Consider the following 15,654-nt stretch of genomic DNA (forward strand, 5'->3'; position numbering starts at 1 on the left):
CAAATCACGCAGTGCCAACACGCTGGATGCCGGTCGCCGCAATAAAAAGCGCTAGCTTCGCAACTCTCCCCTTCGTACATTCTGTTCAGATCATTCTGCTTTCACCTTCCGGCAATCAACGCGCCGCCCTCGACAACTGTTTCAACGCAGCGGCCGCGCCAACTGCTGACGGGCTCCGTCAGATCGGTTACAATTACAGGCTGTTTTGTGGCGGTCGCCCATCGCGCCCGCCACCGTTGAATCCCGCAGGGGCTGGCTTCAGCCCCTCGTTCGTCATTAAGGTAACCCGGTGAATATTCAGGTTCTTCTTTCAGATAAAGTCAGCCAGGCGCTGATCGCCGCTGGCGCGCCAGCCGATTGCGAAGCGCAGGTCCGCCCTTCCGCCAAGGCGCAGTTTGGTGATTACCAGGCCAACGGCGTGATGTCAGTCGCCAAAAAGCTGGGCATGCCGCCCCGTCAACTGGCGGAAAAAGTGGTGCAACTGCTGGATCTCGGCGACGTCGCCGGTAAAGTGGAAATCGCCGGTCCCGGCTTTATCAACATTTTCCTGAACAGCGATTGGGTCGCCCGCCAGGCCGATCAGGTGCTGAACGCACCGAAGCTGGGCATTGCGCCGGTTGAGCCCCAAACCATCGTTATCGACTACTCCGCACCGAACGTGGCGAAAGAGATGCACGTCGGCCACCTGCGCTCCACCATCATCGGCGACGCCGCGGCGCGTACCCAGGAGTTTTTGGGCCATAAAGTGATTCGCGCCAACCACGTCGGTGACTGGGGCACTCAGTTCGGCATGTTGATTGCCTACCTGGAAAAAATGCAGAACGAAAACGCCAGCGACATGGGCCTGTCCGATTTGGAACAGTTCTATCGCGAAGCCAAGAAACACTACGACGAAGACGCCGAGTTCGCCGAGCGCGCGCGCGCTTACGTCGTGAAGCTGCAGGGCGGCGATCAGTACTGCCTGAAAATGTGGCGCAAGCTGGTCGACATCACCATGGCGCAAAACCAGCTGACCTATAACCGTCTGAACGTCACGCTGACCGAAGACGACGTGATGGGCGAAAGCCTGTATAACGCGATGCTGCCGGGCATCGTCGCCGATCTGAAAGCCAAAGGGCTGGCGGTGGAAAGCGAAGGCGCCACCGTGGTGTTCCTCGACGAATACCAGAACAAGGACGGCGACCCGATGGGCGTCATCATCCAGAAAAAGGATGGCGGCTACCTCTACACCACCACCGATATCGCCTGCGCCAAGTATCGCTACGAAACTCTGGGCGCCAACCGCGTTCTGTATTACATCGACTCCCGCCAGCATCAGCACCTGATGCAGGCCTGGACCATCGTGCGCAAAGCCGGTTATGTGCCGGAGTCCGTCTCGCTGGAACACCACATGTTCGGCATGATGCTGGGCAAAGACGGCAAGCCGTTCAAAACCCGCTCGGGCGGCACGGTGAAGCTCTCCGATCTGCTGGATGAAGCCATCGAACGCGCCGAACAGCTGATCGCCGGCAAAAACCCGGATATGCCGCAAGACGAAATGAAGACCGTGGCCCGCGTGGTCGGCATCGGCGCGGTGAAATACGCCGATCTGTCGAAAAGCCGCACCACCGACTATGTCTTCGACTGGGACAACATGCTGGCCTTCGAGGGTAATACCGCGCCTTATATGCAATACGCCTATACCCGTGTGGCATCGGTATTCAAGCGCGCCGGGATCGACGAAAGCAGCCTGTCACTGCCGCTGACGCTGACCGAAGAGCGTGAAATTGCGCTGGCTACCCGCCTGCTGCAGTTCGAAGAGGTGCTCACCACCGTCGCACGTGAAGGCACGCCTCACGTCATGTGCAGCTACCTGTATGATCTGGCCGGCTTGTTCTCCGGCTTCTACGAGCACTGCCAGATCCTGAACGCCGACAGCGAAGAAACCCGTCAGAGCCGCCTGAAGCTGGCGCTGCTGACCTCTAAAACGCTGAAAACCGGCCTGGATACGCTGGGCATCGAAACCGTCGAACGTATGTAAGCCGCACCGTGCGGAAAGTAAAAAGGTCGCCAAGGCGACCTTTTTTTGTTCTTGCATTCGGCTCAGGCGACGCGGCGCGCAAAATCACGCGGGCGGAAGCCCAACCCGGCCAGCACGCCAAAGTAGGCCACCACACCGGCCACCACCACCGCAGCCAAACGCAGCAAACGTTCCAGCATATTGCCCTGATCCCAGGCCGGCATCAGCCACATCACGCCAATCAGCACCGCCGACATCGCCAGCACGGCGATCACCAGCTTAGTGAGGAACAGCGCCCAACCCGGCTGTGGCTGGAAGATCTTCTGCTTGCGCAGCTGCCAATACAGCAGCGAGGCGTTCAGGCAAGCCGCCAAGCCAATCGACAGCGCCAGGCCGGCATGCTTCAGCGGACCAATAAACGCCAGGTTCATCACCTGCGTCATGATCAGCGTGATGATAGCGATCTTGACCGGCGTTTTGATGTCCTGCCGCGAATAGAAGCCCGGCGCCAGCACTTTAACCACGATCAGCCCCATCAGCCCTACCGAGTAAGCCACCAGCGCGCGTTGCGTCATCGCCGCGTCAAAGGCGCTGAACTTGCCGTACTGGAACAGCGAGACGGTCAACGGTTTGGCCAAAATACCCAGCGCAATGGCGCTCGGCAGCGCCAGCAGAAAGCACAGGCGCAGCCCCCAATCCATCAGGCGCGAATACTCGTCGTGGTTGCCGCTCGAGAAGCTTTTGGCCAGCGACGGCAGCAGGATGGTGCCCAATGCCACGCCCAACACGCCGGAAGGAAATTCCATCAGGCGGTCGGCGTAGTACATCCAGGACACCGAGCCGGATACCAGGAACGATGCGAAGATAGTGTTGATGATCAGCGAGATTTGACTGACCGACACCCCAAGGATCGCCGGCCCCATCTGACGCATTACCCGCCAGACTCCGGCATCGCCCAATTTGAGGCGCGGCAGCACCAGCATGCCGATCTTGCGCAGGTGCGGCAGCTGGTAGCCCAGTTGCAGCACGCCGCCCACTACCACCGCCCACGCCAGCGCCAGCACCGGCGGGTGGAAATACGGCGCGGCGAACAGCGCGAAGCCAATCATGCTGACGTTAAGCAGCGTTGGCGCAAAGGCCGGGATCGAGAAGCGGTTCCAGGTATTGAGGATCGCCCCCACCAGCGACGCCAGCGAGATCAACAGAATATAGGGGAATGTGATGCGCAGCAGCGCCGACGTCAAGGCAAACTTGTCGGGCGTATCGGTAAAGCCCGGCGCGGTGAGATAGATAACCCAGGGCGCGGCCAACATCCCCAGCACCGTCACCACCGCCAGCACCAGCGTCAGCAGCCCGGAGACATAGGCGATAAAAGTGCGTGTCGCCTCGTCGCCCTGCTGGCTTTTGTATTCGGCCAGGATCGGCACGAAGGCCTGCGAAAATGCCCCTTCGGCAAAGATACGGCGTAACAGATTCGGGAGTTTGAACGCCACGAAGAAGGCGTCCGTTGCCATGCCGGCCCCGAACACCCGCGCGACGATCGCATCGCGGGCAAAGCCCAACACCCGCGAAAACATCGTCATCGAGCTGACGGCAGCCAAGGATTTGAGTAGGTTCATGTGGTTGTCTGATAGGTACCGTAAATATCAACGCCTGCAACAGCAGGCGTCAGTGAAACAATCGGCTCAGTTTACGCATCCGGAAAAGAATAGCTACCGCCAGATGTTACATAGAGTTATCCCGCAGCAAACGCTCGACCACCCGCTGGGCAAGCAGCGCCTGTTCGCCGCCGGTTTCCGGCGCGCTCTGATTGGCGACGGCATCAAGGAAATGCCGCACCGCACCGTCGAAGCCGCGTTGCACCAGCGTGCTTTGCCAGCCCGGCACCGGTTGTTCCAACTCGCCCTGCGCATCTTCACGCAGCCAGTGGCGCATATCGGTCAACTGATACAGCGCGCCGTCTGTCACCGCCTGCACGCTTTCGCGCTGGCTGCCGCCGCGGCGATGCATGCTGGTCGTCACCTGCGTATCGCCGCAGGCGAAGTGATGCTCGGCGTACAGCATTTCGCCTGCGGCGTTGGCGCGCACGCTGCCGCTCAGCAGTTGCTCGCCGCCGCCCGCCAGCCACAGCGCCGTGTCCACCACGTGCAGGTAATCATCCAACAGGGTAAAACGCAGATCGTGCGGGCCGACGCTGTCCGCCCGATGTTTATCCATGCGAATGGAGGCCGGCTGGTTCATTTGCTGCTTGAGCTGCCGGTAAAGCGGCGCGAAACGCCGGTTGAACCCCACCATCAGCGTTTTGCCTCGCCGCTCGGCCAGCTCAAGCAACTGCTCACCCTGCTCCTGCGTCTCCGCCAGCGGTTTATCGACGTAAACGTGCACGCCGCGGTTCAGCAGCTCGCCTATTACTGAAAAATGGCTGGCGGTGCTGCTGTGAACAAAGACCGCGTCGCACTGTTCGGCCAGGCTGTCCAGCCGGGAGAAACAGGCCATGCGGTAGCTGTCGCACAGCGGCTGCGCTTTTTGCTGATTGGGCGAAAAACCGCCCACCAGCGTCCAATCCGCCGCCTGGCCGAGGATTGGCAGATAAGCCTTCTGCGCGATACTGCCCAATCCCACCACGCCTACACGCAATTTAGTCATTCGCATCCCTCACCAACAGATGTTGCAACTGCCGTTTCAGTTCCGCCACTTCGCTTTCCAATGCGCTAACCCTGGCGCTCAGTTCGCCGTCGAACTCGGATTCGAACGCCGCCGCCGGCGCTTCATCAATCTGGCCGCTGAACAGATGCATGAATCGGCTTTCGCGCTTGCCCGGCTCACGCGCCAGGCGCACCACGAACGGGCCATCTTCTCGCGTGGCCAGCTGTTGCAACACCTGTTCGACCTCGTTGACATCACTGAACTCGTGCATCCGATTGGTACGGGTGCGCAGCTCGCCGGGCGTTTGCGCGCCGCGCAGCAGTAAGGTGGCGATCACCGCCAGTTCGGCGGGTGAAAGTTTCAGTTGGCCGAACTCGGAGTTGCAAAACCGCTGTTCGTACTTCACTACCCGGTTGCCGAATCCGCTGAGGGTGCGCAAGAAATGTTTGCGCAGCAACAGATCGAGCAGCTGCTGCACTTCGCTTTCGCTCAGATCCATCACCGGTTCACGGTTGGTTTTTTGGTTACATGCCAGCGTAATGGCATTCAGCGAAAGCGGGTATTGATCCGGGGTCGTGACCTGTTTTTCCAACAGGCAGCCGATGACCCGGGCCTCTTTGGCGTTCAATTCATATTTCATCGTTTGGCCTCAACGTGGGGGTAGCCACTCTTTATTGGTGTATGCCGTCAAAACGTGGTCTTGCCACTGGCCGTCGATCAGCAGGTAATCCTTGGCGTAACCTTCGCGTTCGAATCCCAGACGCGTCAGCAATGCGCCACTGCGCTGGTTGTGCGGCATATAGTTGGCCATGATGCGGTGCATGCGCTGTTGGCGCAGCATATAGCGGATGGCGGACTGCAAGGCTTCGAACATCAGCCCCTGTCCCTGCCATTTCTCCCCCAGCGAATAACCGAGGAAACAGGCGTGAAACGAACCGCGCAGCACGTTGCTGAAGTTCGCCACGCCGCGCACTTCCTGCTCTTCTGGATCGAGCAGGATAAAATAGTAGGCGCTGCCCTGCTTTTGCATTTCAGCGATCATCCCCAGACGCGCCTGCCAGCCGGAAGGATAACAATGGCTTTCGTCGCGCACCGGCTCCCAGGGTTTGAGAAAGGCTCGGTTCTCGGCATAATAATCCGCCAGACGATAGGCATCCCGTTCATGCACTAAACGGACCACCATCCGGTCGGTAGTAAGACGTACTTTTGGCGATGCAGAGCGGTAGCCGAACATCATTTCCCCCGCAGTCAAAACGGTTCGATAAGAAGTATTTATTGGGAAGCCGCGTGGATAATCATCCGATGCCGATCTGATGGCATGATTTTATTTTGCCAATAGCGCTTCAGAACCGCACTTCCCTGCATTCAATATAACCGTAGCCCGCCCCCGAGGTAAAACCTCGGTCGCTCAGTAAATCGCCGAATACGCGTTTTACGGCGTTTTTCCGCCCATTTTGCAGCACAGGTAACACCTTGACGATAAAAAAATATTATCTACTCCGCCCCTGTCGCCGTCCGGCAATTGGGTAGAGAATGGTGGGGTTGCCTTCCCCCTCTCTCTTAATTGCTCATGGTGATGCATGTCTCTGGTGTCGCAAGCGCGCAGCTTGGGTAAATATTTTCTGTTGCTCGACAACCTGCTGGTGGTTTTAGGCTTCTTTGTCGTTTTTCCGCTTATTTCGATCCGCTTCGTCGATCAATTGGGATGGGCGGCGCTGATCGTCGGCATCGCGCTGGGTTTGCGGCAGCTGCTGCAACAAGGGCTCGGCATCTTTGGCGGCGCCATCGCCGATCGCTTCGGCGCCAAGCCGATGATCGTCACCGGCATGTTGCTGCGCGCCGCCGGTTTCGCCACTATGGCGATGGCCGATGCCCCCTGGATCCTGTGGTTCTCTTGCGCACTGTCCGCCCTCGGCGGCACGCTATTCGATCCGCCGCGCACCGCTTTGGTGATCAAGCTGACCCGCCCGCACGAACGCGGCCGCTTTTTCTCGCTGCTGATGATGCAGGACAGCGCAGGTGCGGTCGTCGGCGCGCTGATCGGCAGTTGGCTGCTGCAGTACGACTTCCACTTTGTCTGCTGGGTCGGGGCGGCGATCTTCGTGCTGGCCGCCGGCTGGAACGCCTGGCTACTGCCGGCTTACCGCATCTCCACCGTGCGCGTGCCGATGAAAGAAGGCATGCTGCGGGTCGTGCGCGATCGCCGCTTCCTCACCTATGTCCTGACGCTGACCGGCTACTATATGCTGGCGGTACAGGTGATGCTGATGCTGCCGATCGTGGTCAATGAAATTGCCGGCTCACCGGCGGCGGTGAAATGGATGTACGCGATCGAAGCGGCGCTGTCGTTGTCGCTGCTCTATCCGCTGGCGCGTTGGGGAGAAAAACACTTCCGGCTTGAGCAGCGCCTGATGGCGGGCCTGCTGCTGATGACGCTCAGCCTGCTGCCGATCGGTCTCGCCACCAGCTTGCAGGGCGTATTCACGCTGATCTGCTGCTTCTATCTGGGATCGATCATCGCCGAGCCGGCACGCGAAACGCTGAGCGCTTCGCTGGCCGATCCACGTGCGCGTGGCAGCTATATGGGCTTTAGCCGCCTTGGTCTGGCGCTGGGTGGCGCGTTAGGTTACACCGGCGGCGGCTGGATGTACGATACCGGACGCACGATGAACATGCCGGAGCTACCCTGGTTGCTGCTTGGGGCAGTGGGTTTCGCTACGTTGCTGGCGCTGTACTGGCAGTTCAGCCCGCGGCGCAGTGCATCGATGATGCTGCGCGGCGGTTAACGTCATAGAAATCCGGCCGAATCGGCAACAGCTGCTATCCTGTTAGTAAAAACCCCCACAGGAGCCCGTCGGCATGAGTGAAGAAGCAAAATTACCGCAACTACTCGAACATATGATACTGAACTTGCGCATGATTTATGCGCGTTCCACCCTGGTGGAAAAGGCCCTGGCCCATATCCTCGCCAGCGACGCCGGCCTGAAAAACGATATTATCAAACAGCTGCAGGTCGTCACCGCCGCCAACGAACGTGACAAAATCGACCTGGAAGAAGCTCGCATTCACCTGATCGATGTGCTCAACTCGGTACCGGCCAAGAAATAACGCCCCCTAGCCCGCGCCGGTGCGCGGGCAATATCGCAATAACGCACCATCCAACACACGCACGTCAAGACAGCCTCGATAAGCTGTGGTAACTATTGCTGTTAAAACCTGACAACCCGGAGCAAGCATGAAACTGTTCATTTACGATCATTGCCCATTCTGCGTTAAAGCCCGCATGATTTTTGGCCTGAAACGTCTGCCGATTCGTCTGGTCACGTTGCTCAACGACGATGAGACGACTCCGTTCAATCTGATCGGCCAAAAAATGGTGCCTATCCTGGTCAAAGACAACGGCGAAGCGATGCCGGAAAGCCTGGATATCGTGCGCTATGTCGATAACCTGGACGGCAAGCCGGTGCTGACCGGCCGCACCAACCCGGCCATTGCCGAGTGGCTGCAGCGGGTCGGCGGGTACAGCGCAAAATTGTTGTTGCCGCGTATTGCGCATGCCGATTTCGAAGAGTTCGCCACCGACAGCGCCCGCCGTTATTTTATCGATAAAAAGCAGGCGTCAATCGGTGATTTCGCCGAGCATCTCGCCAACAGCGCCGATCTGATCGCCCAGCTGGAGGCCGATCTGCAAACCCTGTCACCGCTGATCGTCTCCGCCGAAGCGGTAAACGGCGAACTGTCCGAGGACGATATCCACCTGTTCCCGCTGCTGCGATCGTTGTCGATCGTCGCCGGGGTTGCGCTGCCGGAGAACGTGGAAACCTACCGCAACCGCATGGCGCAGCGCTGCGAGGTGCCGTTGCTGCTGGACATGGAACAATAACGTTTGAATAACCCAAAGGATAGGGCGTACTGATGCTGAAAATGGTGCTCGCCACCGCTCGCGATCGGGCGCGGCTGAAGGAAATTACCTCCGTTCTGATTCGTTACGGCCTGCAAGACGTTCTGCGTCTGCTGGGCCTGGGGGCTTTGCTGCGCGGCGCCCGCACTGGATCCGCCCAACAGGACGCACAAACCCTGCCCGAGCGGCTGCGCGAAGCGCTCGAGGCGCTGGGCCCGACCTTCGTCAAATTCGGCCAGATCCTGGCCACGCGTTCTGATCTTCTGGATCCGGCCTGGACCGACGAACTGGATCGCCTGCACAGCCAGGCAGCGGTGTTGCCATGGGAAACGCTGGCGCCGCAAATCATCGCCGATCTGGGGGGCGAGCCCGAGCAGCAGTTTGCCGAATTCGATCGCACGCCGCTGGCCGCGGCATCGATGGCGCAAATTTACCGCGCCCGCTTGCACAGCGGCGAACAGGTAGTGGTGAAAGTGCTGCGGCCCGGTTTGGCGAAAACCATCCACGCCGATCTGCGGCTGCTGGCCTCGCTGGCGGAAACTGTCGAGCAGCAGAGCCCCGCGTTGGCGCGCTATCGGCCGCGGCAGATGGTCCGAGCGCTGGCGACGGCGCTGAATCATGAGCTGGATTTGACTCACGAAGGGCATAACTGCGATCGCGTCGCCGGGATGTTCGCGCATGAACCCGATGTGGTCGTGCCGAAAATCTATTGGCAATGGTCTTCCCCGCGCCTGTTAGTGCAGGAGTACTTGCCCGGCACCGCGCCGGAGAACCCTCAGCAATTGGCGGCGGCGGGCTTTGACGGCCCGCTGCTGGCGCAACGCGGCGCGCGTGCCTTTATGAGCATGGTGCTGAAGCATCGGTTGTATCACGCCGATCCTCACCCCGGCAACGTCATGGCGCTGAGCGATGACCGCGTCGGCTTTATCGACTTCGGCATGGTGGGCCAACTGTCTGAGCGGCGGCGCAATCAGTTGCTTCTGCTGCTGCAGGCCATTGCCGATCGTCAGTCCGAAGGCATCGTCAACACGCTGATCGCCTGGTCGGACAGCGAACCGCTGGATCTGATGGATCTGGAGCTGGCGGCGCAAAACTTTCTCGACAAACAGGCCGCCGCCACCCTGACGTTGGGCAAGGCTCTGACCGACCTGCTGGTGATGGCGCGTGAACACCAGTTGGCGCTGCCGCCCGATCTGGTGCTGCTGTTCAAGGCGTTAATCACCGCCGACGGCGTGTTGCACCGATTGGATCCGGCCTTCGACATCGTCGCCACGCTCAAACCGATGCTGCAACAAACGGTGCTGCAACGCTATGCCCCTGACGCCGTGCGCCAGCGGTTGCTGGCCCTGGGCGGGGAAGCGCTCGACGCCGGGGAAGAACTGCCGCAAACCCTGCGGCTGTTGGTGCGCCGCCTAAAACGCGGGCAGCTCAATGCCGATATCAACGTCAGTAATCTCGGCCAGTTGAGCAAAGCGCTGGAACGCGCCGCCGTCACCCTGGCTATCGCCATTGTCACCGCCGCTTTCGCCCTGGGCCTGGCGCCTTATCTGATGCACTCCTCACTGCAGCTGTGGGGCATTCCGCTGTTCCCGCTGTTGGGGGCCGCGGCCTGCCTGGCCGGCGTGATCCTCCTGGCGCTGCGATTGCGGCGCTGACGCTTTCGGCGTTATCCGATAGGTGTCGCCCGTTTTTGCGCGCACTATCCTCTGCACATCGCCGCCTGCCGTTTTCACGCGCAGGCGGAACGTTTATAATGATTAATCAATTATCTGCAGCACTTTTCGCCAGCAGTCGCAATGAGGCATTAATGAAGAAGATCCTGATGGGCGCAGCCGCCCTGCTGTTCGCCGGCGTATTGGCCGGTTGCAATCAACTGACCCAGTACACCCTGAGCGAGCAGGAAGTGAATGATTACCTGCAGAAACATAACGACTATCAGAAGCAGATCGGCGTGCCCGGCCTGGTGGACGCCAACATCGTGCTGACGCAGCTGCAAAGCCAGATCGGCCGCAGCGAGCCGGGTAAAGTCACCCTTTCCGGCGACGCCAAGGTCAACATCACGTCGATTCTCGGCCCGCAGGCGGCGGATCTGAAGCTGACGCTGAAAGCGCAGCCGGTTTACGACCGCGCACAGGGCGCCATTTACCTGAAAGACATGGAACTGACCGATTACAGCGTGCAGCCGGAAAAAATGCAGACGGTGATGAAAGCACTGACGCCATATCTGAACCAGTCACTGAAGTCTTACTTCGACCAAAAGCCGGCTTATGTGCTGAATCCTGACAACAGCAAAACCGAAGCGCTGGCGAAAAAACTGGCGAAGGGATTGGAAGTGAAACCGGGTGAGTTGGTGATACCGTTCAGCGACTGACGCCGTCTGGGGACATCAAGCCCGCCGCCAGGCGGGCTTTTTATTGCCAAAAAAGCGTTACTGCGGCGCGCTGTAGGCGATCTCGCCGGTGTTGCAGTTGAGCGTCACGTTGTAGGTTTTATCTGCCTTGGTGCCACGCACCGTCAACGGCACCTGCCACACCTGATCCTTGCCGGTGATGGCATCCGGGCTAACCCAGGCGATCGGGGTGGCGGTGCCCAGCAGCTTTTTGTCCGATTCCCAGCGCGTGATGCGGTTCTGCAAGAAGTCGCGCTTGACCTGGGCGGCGATATCCGCCGGCTGCAGACCCGCACACTGTCCCACCTTGGCGGCGCGCTGCTCGTGATCCTGCGCCCACACCGCAGTCGATGCTCCCATCATGGCCAACAAGGCGATAGCCAAACCCGTTTTTTTCATATCTCCTCCCGTTGTGATTAGCGCTATCCGGGCGTCCATCCCTGGCTCACAACAGGGTTTCGGCAAAGGGTTTACCGTTTGACGAACTCGATGACAAACAGCGCATCCAGGCCCGGATAGATTTCCTTGATCACCTGCTTCAATTCGCCGAGCGACATGTTCTCCTGCTGTGCGTGGCGTTCAGTCAGCGCGTCCAGGCGCACCGGCGTTACCGACAGCACTTCGATAAAGCAGAAAAATACGCCGTCTTCATTGCGGCTTACGCGCAATACCTCGCCCGGTTCGAAGTGCGACTCACTGGCATCCCGAATGGTGATGGTTTTGCGCCCGGCCAGAATATCTTGCTCAAAGCGGCTGAAGAAAGTTATTTCACGGCTCATTTTAGATCCTTTTTCATCACAACACCGCAACATAAGTCATTATGCCGCTTGCTTTTCTGACGCAGATCCCTCTTTTGAGTTAGAGGTCGCTTTTTTCGCTTTCGCTTCCGCCGGTTTCTTGAGGGTTTCCGCCGGTGAAGCGCCGCGCAGAATCAGACCCAGCGCATCTTTATTCTCTGCCAGGAAGAAGCTCAGCCCTTCGCGCTGTTCGTCGTCCAGGTTCAGCGGCGCCTGTTGCAGCCACTCTCCGAGGTTATCCGCCAGATCCAGCATTTTGTCGTAGGCGTCGGCTTCTTTCTTGCTCGCGAAAGTCATTTTTTCCTCACCGTTTCTCACCACCACATATTTAACTTCAACCGCCATGCGTGCGTCCTCAAATACTCAAATAACTGTAATTACATACAGTATAAATAGATAATGGCGGGAGGGCAAACCGCAGCCCGCCTTCGGCTTATTTCAGCAGCCGCACCTTGCAGCTCTTGCCTTTGATTTTGCCCTGTTGCAGCTGTTGCAACGCCTTGCGCGCGCTGGCTTTACGGATCGCGACGTAGGCATGCACCGGGAACATGTCGATTTTGCCCACTTCCGCCGCCGTCAGCCCGGCATCGCCGGTCAGCGCGCCAAGGATATCGCCGGGACGGATCTTCGCCTTGCGGCCGCCGTCGATGCACAGCGTCACCATCTCTGCCTCCAGCGAGCCGTTGGCCGCCCCGCTCAGCTCGGACACCGGCGCCCAATCGACGGTCATCTGCAGGTAGTCTTCAATCGCATGCGCCCGCGCCATCTCCTGCGGCGTGCACAGGCTGATCGCCAGCCCGCTCATGCCGGCGCGGCCGGTGCGGCCGATACGGTGCACATGCACTTCGGGATCGAACGCCAGTTCGTAGTTAACCACCAGCTCCAGCTCTTTGATGTCCAGCCCGCGAGCGGCGACGTCGGTCGCCACCAACACTCGGCAACTGCGATTGGCGAAGCGCACCAACACCTGATCGCGGTCGCGCTGCTCCAGATCGCCATGCAGCGCCAGCGCGCTGATGCCGTGGGCCTCCAGGGCCTCAAGCACTGTCTGACAATCGCGCTTGGTATTGCAGAACACCACGCAGGACGCGGGTTGATGATAGCGAATGGCCGACACCAGCAGCGCTGGGCGCTGATCGCGCGTGGTCTCATAAAAGCGTTGTTCGATGGAGGTCTGCGCTTCGCCATCGTCCACCTCGACGCTCAGCGGCTGGCGTTGAACACGCTCGCTGATGCGTTCGATGCCCGCCGGATAAGTGGCGGAAAACAACAGCGTCTGACGCTGCGGCGGCGTGTAGCTGATCACATCGTCGATATCGTCGGCGAAACCCATATCCAACATGCGGTCGGCCTCATCCAGTACCAACACCTTCAGCTCGTCCAGCAGCAGCGTTTTCTTGCGCAGATGCTCCTGAATGCGCCCCGGCGTCCCCACCACGATGTGTGGCGCGTGCACCAGCGAGTCGAGCTGCGGCCCCATCGGTTGGCCACCGCACAGCGTCAGAATTTTGATGTTTTGCGTGAAACGCGCCAGGCGACGCAGCTCTTTGCTTACCTGATCGGCCAACTCGCGGGTGGGACAGAGCACCAGCGCCTGTGTGGCAACCTGAGTAACGACGATGTTATTCAGCAAGCCAATACCGAAGGCCGCCGTTTTGCCGCTGCCGGTTTTCGCCTTGGCGCGCACGTCTCGCCCTTGCAGGATAGCGGGCAACGCGGCGGCCTGCACCGGCGTCATTTTGGCGTACCCCAGTTCGTTGAGGTTGGCCAACTGTTCGGCTGGCAGAGGCAGGGAAGAAAAAGAAACTGTGCTCACGGCGATAACTCTTATATGACGAATGGAATGGCGGCGCGCCCGCAGGTAAGCGCCGAATCAGCGGTAAATGATAACAGAGATGGGCGGCGTTACGGGGTGCGGGCATAAAAAAACCCGCCGGCGGCGGGTTTCTTGGCAACGCAGTCGTTAAATCGCAACGACGTTGGCTGCGGCTGGGCCACGTTGGCTGTCCTGGATGGAGAACTCAACCTGCTGGCCTTCAGCCAGGGTCTTGAAACCATCGCTGACGATAGCGGAGAAATGAACGAAAACGTCTTTAGAGCCGTCGGCAGGGGTAATAAAGCCGAAGCCTTTGCTTTCGTTGAACCATTTAACGTGACCAGTGATCTTGCTCATTTGTGTTTCCTTTACTTGATAAACCTGCCTTGACGGCACGAGACGCGAAAACCTTTCGATAAGTAGGCCTTCTTTCGCCGTCGCTTATTAACGCACAATCGCTCATACAGGGCAAATATTTCTGTTTGTTATAAAAACAGCCAGTTAGCAACAAAACCGGCGCGGCGGCTGTGAACGCAATCGTTTTCGTATATACTGCCCGCCGATCATCAATCCGCTTACTTTCACCGATCCAGGTACGAAACTATGTTAACGATTGGAACCGCCCTGCGCCCTTCCGCCACCCGCGTTATGTTGCTCGGCTCCGGGGAGCTGGGTAAAGAAGTCGCCATTGAATGCCAGCGCCTCGGTCTGGAAGTGATCGCCGTCGATCGCTATGCCGACGCCCCCGCCATGCATGTGGCGCACCGCAGTCACGTCATCAATATGCTGGACGGTGACGCGTTGAAAGCCGTTATCGAACAAGAGCGGCCGGACTATATCGTTCCCGAAATCGAAGCGATCGCCACCGCCATGCTGGTGGAACTTGAACGTCAGGGCCACCGCGTGGTGCCCTGCGCCGAAGCCACGCGCCTGACCATGAACCGCGAAGGCATCCGCCGTCTGGCGGCGGAAGAACTTGGCCTGCCCACCTCCAGCTATCGCTTTGCCGACAGCGAAGCGGCTTTCCGGCAGGCGGTCGAGCACATCGGCTACCCGTGCATCGTCAAACCGGTGATGAGTTCTTCCGGCAAAGGGCAAAGCCTGATCCGTGCGCCTGAGCAGCTGCAAAGCGCCTGGGATTACGCGCAACAGGGTGGACGCGCCGGCGGCGGTCGGGTGATCGTCGAAGGGTTGGTAAGATTTGATTTTGAAATTACGTTGCTGACCATCAACGCCGTGGACGGCGTACATTTCTGCGAGCCGATCGGCCATCGTCAGGAAGACGGAGATTATCGCGAATCCTGGCAACCGCAGCGCATGTCAGCCACGGCGTTGAGCCGTGCTCAGGCTATCGCGGAGAAGGTGGTGAAAGCCCTGGGCGGATTCGGCCTGTTCGGCGTGGAGCTGTTCGTCTGCGGCGACGATGTGATCTTCAGCGAAGTGTCTCCGCGGCCGCACGATACCGGCATGGTTACGTTGATCTCACAGGATCTGTCCGAGTTCGCCCTGCACGTTCGCGCGTTTCTCGGGTTGCCGATTGGCGCCATCCGCCAGTTCGGCCCTTCCGCTTCGGCGGTGATCCTGCCGCAGCTCACCAGCAGCGATGTGCGTTTCAGCGGACTGGAAAATGCGCTGCGCGGGCACAACCAGCTGCGCCTGTTCGGCAAACCGGAGATCGCCGGGCAACGTCGTCTGGGCGTAGCGCTGGCGACGGCCAACACGACGGAACTGGCGGTGGAGCAAGCGAAACAAGCCGCCGCCGCCGTGACGGTCAACGGCTGATACTCACGGGGCCGCTTGCGCGGCCCCGATAACGTCAATAGTCTTCGTCTTCTTCAGCATCGTCATCCCGCGACGCCTCCGGTGCGGCCTCATGTTGCTCGTCTTCGTCATCGAACAATACCGCAACCTGAGCACCTTGATGCTTCTCGCGAATTTCCTGCGCAACGCGAGCAATGGCCTCACCGCTGCTCATGCCCTGCTCCATCAGTTGATGGATGCGATCCGCCGCTTCCTGCTGCTCCGCGTGATTCAGTAATGGCATACCTGCATGCATGTGTCGTTCTCTCCGGCAAAAGGGAGAAGGAGTATACGCGCTAACGCGGC

The 15,654-nt window shown here is 59.4% G+C and carries 17 protein-coding genes; 7 read left to right on the forward strand and 10 right to left on the reverse strand.

What is annotated here, in order from left to right; translation table 11 throughout:
- Positions 1 to 289 precede the first annotated feature (289 nt).
- Positions 290 to 2,020 (forward strand): arginine--tRNA ligase, encoded by a 1,731-nt coding sequence (argS, locus tag ACJ8IJ_RS01940; protein WP_004929644.1) that lies wholly within the window; start codon positions 290 to 292, stop codon positions 2,018 to 2,020.
- 62 nt (positions 2,021 to 2,082) lie between these two features.
- Here argS and murJ read toward each other — a convergent pair whose 3' ends face one another.
- The 4 genes from murJ to rimJ all read right to left on the reverse strand — a co-directional run bounded on the left by murJ (position 2,083) and on the right by rimJ (position 5,879).
- A complete protein-coding gene (gene murJ, locus ACJ8IJ_RS01945; RefSeq protein ID WP_028127483.1) occupies positions 2,083 to 3,618 on the reverse strand; it encodes a murein biosynthesis integral membrane protein MurJ in 1,536 nt (511 codons plus the stop codon).
- Between the two features lie 106 nt (positions 3,619 to 3,724).
- Positions 3,725 to 4,645, reverse strand: coding sequence for a Gfo/Idh/MocA family protein (locus ACJ8IJ_RS01950; RefSeq protein ID WP_442518212.1), 921 nt, complete (start codon positions 4,643 to 4,645; stop codon positions 3,725 to 3,727).
- Positions 4,638 to 5,285 (reverse strand): YceH family protein, encoded by a 648-nt coding sequence (locus tag ACJ8IJ_RS01955; RefSeq protein WP_442518213.1) that lies wholly within the window; start codon positions 5,283 to 5,285, stop codon positions 4,638 to 4,640. The genes ACJ8IJ_RS01950 and ACJ8IJ_RS01955 overlap by 8 nt, the downstream gene beginning before the upstream one ends.
- 9 nt (positions 5,286 to 5,294) lie before the next feature.
- Complete coding sequence (gene rimJ, locus ACJ8IJ_RS01960) at positions 5,295 to 5,879, reverse strand: ribosomal protein S5-alanine N-acetyltransferase (protein ID WP_004929636.1); 585 nt, start codon at positions 5,877 to 5,879, stop codon at positions 5,295 to 5,297.
- Positions 5,880 to 6,225: 346 nt separating this feature from the next.
- Here rimJ and mdtH point away from each other — a divergent pair, with 346 nt between their 5' ends.
- The 5 genes from mdtH to ACJ8IJ_RS01985 all read left to right on the forward strand — a co-directional run bounded on the left by mdtH (position 6,226) and on the right by ACJ8IJ_RS01985 (position 10,917).
- The gene (gene mdtH, locus ACJ8IJ_RS01965; protein ID WP_021503887.1) at positions 6,226 to 7,431 is read left to right on the forward strand and encodes a multidrug efflux MFS transporter MdtH; all 1,206 of its coding nucleotides are present in this window, start codon (positions 6,226 to 6,228) and stop codon (positions 7,429 to 7,431) included.
- A gap of 73 nt (positions 7,432 to 7,504) precedes the next feature.
- Entirely contained in the window at positions 7,505 to 7,753 is a 249-nt protein-coding gene (locus tag ACJ8IJ_RS01970; protein ID WP_004929632.1) for a hypothetical protein, read from the forward strand.
- A gap of 127 nt (positions 7,754 to 7,880) precedes the next feature.
- On the forward strand, positions 7,881 to 8,528 hold the full coding sequence (gene grxB, locus ACJ8IJ_RS01975; RefSeq protein ID WP_033632832.1) for a glutaredoxin 2: 648 nt from the start codon (positions 7,881 to 7,883) through the stop codon (positions 8,526 to 8,528).
- 32 nt (positions 8,529 to 8,560) lie between these two features.
- Complete coding sequence (locus tag ACJ8IJ_RS01980) at positions 8,561 to 10,201, forward strand: ABC1 kinase family protein (RefSeq protein ID WP_197753211.1); 1,641 nt, start codon at positions 8,561 to 8,563, stop codon at positions 10,199 to 10,201.
- 152 nt (positions 10,202 to 10,353) lie between these two features.
- The gene (locus tag ACJ8IJ_RS01985) at positions 10,354 to 10,917 is read left to right on the forward strand and encodes a lipoprotein (RefSeq protein WP_004927555.1); all 564 of its coding nucleotides are present in this window, start codon (positions 10,354 to 10,356) and stop codon (positions 10,915 to 10,917) included.
- 57 nt (positions 10,918 to 10,974) lie between these two features.
- On the opposite strand, the gene yebF is transcribed toward ACJ8IJ_RS01985, so the two are convergent.
- The 5 genes from yebF to cspE all read right to left on the reverse strand — a co-directional run bounded on the left by yebF (position 10,975) and on the right by cspE (position 13,905).
- A complete protein-coding gene (yebF, locus tag ACJ8IJ_RS01990) occupies positions 10,975 to 11,334 on the reverse strand; it encodes a protein YebF (protein WP_015378148.1) in 360 nt (119 codons plus the stop codon).
- Positions 11,335 to 11,405: 71 nt separating this feature from the next.
- The gene (gene yqfB / locus ACJ8IJ_RS01995) at positions 11,406 to 11,714 is read right to left on the reverse strand and encodes a N(4)-acetylcytidine aminohydrolase (RefSeq protein WP_004927562.1); all 309 of its coding nucleotides are present in this window, start codon (positions 11,712 to 11,714) and stop codon (positions 11,406 to 11,408) included.
- Positions 11,715 to 11,753: 39 nt separating this feature from the next.
- Positions 11,754 to 12,077: a YebG family protein gene (locus ACJ8IJ_RS02000; RefSeq protein ID WP_442518214.1), complete on the reverse strand. Its 324-nt coding sequence runs from the start codon at positions 12,075 to 12,077 to the stop codon at positions 11,754 to 11,756.
- Positions 12,078 to 12,165: 88 nt separating this feature from the next.
- Entirely contained in the window at positions 12,166 to 13,548 is a 1,383-nt protein-coding gene (gene dbpA, locus ACJ8IJ_RS02005; RefSeq protein ID WP_442518215.1) for an ATP-dependent RNA helicase DbpA, read from the reverse strand.
- A gap of 147 nt (positions 13,549 to 13,695) precedes the next feature.
- A complete protein-coding gene (gene cspE, locus ACJ8IJ_RS02010) occupies positions 13,696 to 13,905 on the reverse strand; it encodes a transcription antiterminator/RNA stability regulator CspE (protein WP_004927572.1) in 210 nt (69 codons plus the stop codon).
- Between the two features lie 246 nt (positions 13,906 to 14,151).
- On the opposite strand from cspE, the gene purT reads away from it, so the two are divergent.
- Positions 14,152 to 15,330 (forward strand): formate-dependent phosphoribosylglycinamide formyltransferase, encoded by a 1,179-nt coding sequence (gene purT / locus ACJ8IJ_RS02015; protein ID WP_442518216.1) that lies wholly within the window; start codon positions 14,152 to 14,154, stop codon positions 15,328 to 15,330.
- Positions 15,331 to 15,364: 34 nt separating this feature from the next.
- Here the strand turns inward: purT and ACJ8IJ_RS02020 are convergent, their stop codons facing one another.
- A complete protein-coding gene (locus tag ACJ8IJ_RS02020; RefSeq protein ID WP_015378151.1) occupies positions 15,365 to 15,604 on the reverse strand; it encodes a YoaH family protein in 240 nt (79 codons plus the stop codon).
- Positions 15,605 to 15,654: the final 50 nt, after the last annotated feature.

Source organism: Serratia sp. CY40230 (genome assembly GCF_052168835.1).
Taxonomy (GTDB): Bacteria; Pseudomonadota; Gammaproteobacteria; order Enterobacterales; family Enterobacteriaceae; genus Serratia; species Serratia nematodiphila.

Coding starts and splice junctions, on each gene's coding strand:
- ACJ8IJ_RS01955 (WP_442518213.1), bottom strand. CDS start 5,285: ATGAAATATGAATTGAACGCCAAAGAGGCCCGGGTCATCGGCTGCCTG.
- cspE (WP_004927572.1), bottom strand. CDS start 13,905: ATGAGCAAGATCACTGGTCACGTTAAATGGTTCAACGAAAGCAAAGGC.
- ACJ8IJ_RS01970 (WP_004929632.1), top strand. CDS start 7,505: ATGAGTGAAGAAGCAAAATTACCGCAACTACTCGAACATATGATACTG.
- ACJ8IJ_RS01985 (WP_004927555.1), top strand. CDS start 10,354: ATGAAGAAGATCCTGATGGGCGCAGCCGCCCTGCTGTTCGCCGGCGTA.
- ACJ8IJ_RS01950 (WP_442518212.1), bottom strand. CDS start 4,645: ATGACTAAATTGCGTGTAGGCGTGGTGGGATTGGGCAGTATCGCGCAG.
- murJ (WP_028127483.1), bottom strand. CDS start 3,618: ATGAACCTACTCAAATCCTTGGCTGCCGTCAGCTCGATGACGATGTTT.
- rimJ (WP_004929636.1), bottom strand. CDS start 5,879: ATGTTCGGCTACCGCTCTGCATCGCCAAAAGTACGTCTTACTACCGAC.
- grxB (WP_033632832.1), top strand. CDS start 7,881: ATGAAACTGTTCATTTACGATCATTGCCCATTCTGCGTTAAAGCCCGC.
- ACJ8IJ_RS02000 (WP_442518214.1), bottom strand. CDS start 12,077: ATGGCGGTTGAAGTTAAATATGTGGTGGTGAGAAACGGTGAGGAAAAA.
- ACJ8IJ_RS01980 (WP_197753211.1), top strand. CDS start 8,561: ATGCTGAAAATGGTGCTCGCCACCGCTCGCGATCGGGCGCGGCTGAAG.
- yebF (WP_015378148.1), bottom strand. CDS start 11,334: ATGAAAAAAACGGGTTTGGCTATCGCCTTGTTGGCCATGATGGGAGCA.
- yqfB (WP_004927562.1), bottom strand. CDS start 11,714: ATGAGCCGTGAAATAACTTTCTTCAGCCGCTTTGAGCAAGATATTCTG.
- purT (WP_442518216.1), top strand. CDS start 14,152: ATGTTAACGATTGGAACCGCCCTGCGCCCTTCCGCCACCCGCGTTATG.
- mdtH (WP_021503887.1), top strand. CDS start 6,226: ATGTCTCTGGTGTCGCAAGCGCGCAGCTTGGGTAAATATTTTCTGTTG.
- ACJ8IJ_RS02020 (WP_015378151.1), bottom strand. CDS start 15,604: ATGCATGCAGGTATGCCATTACTGAATCACGCGGAGCAGCAGGAAGCG.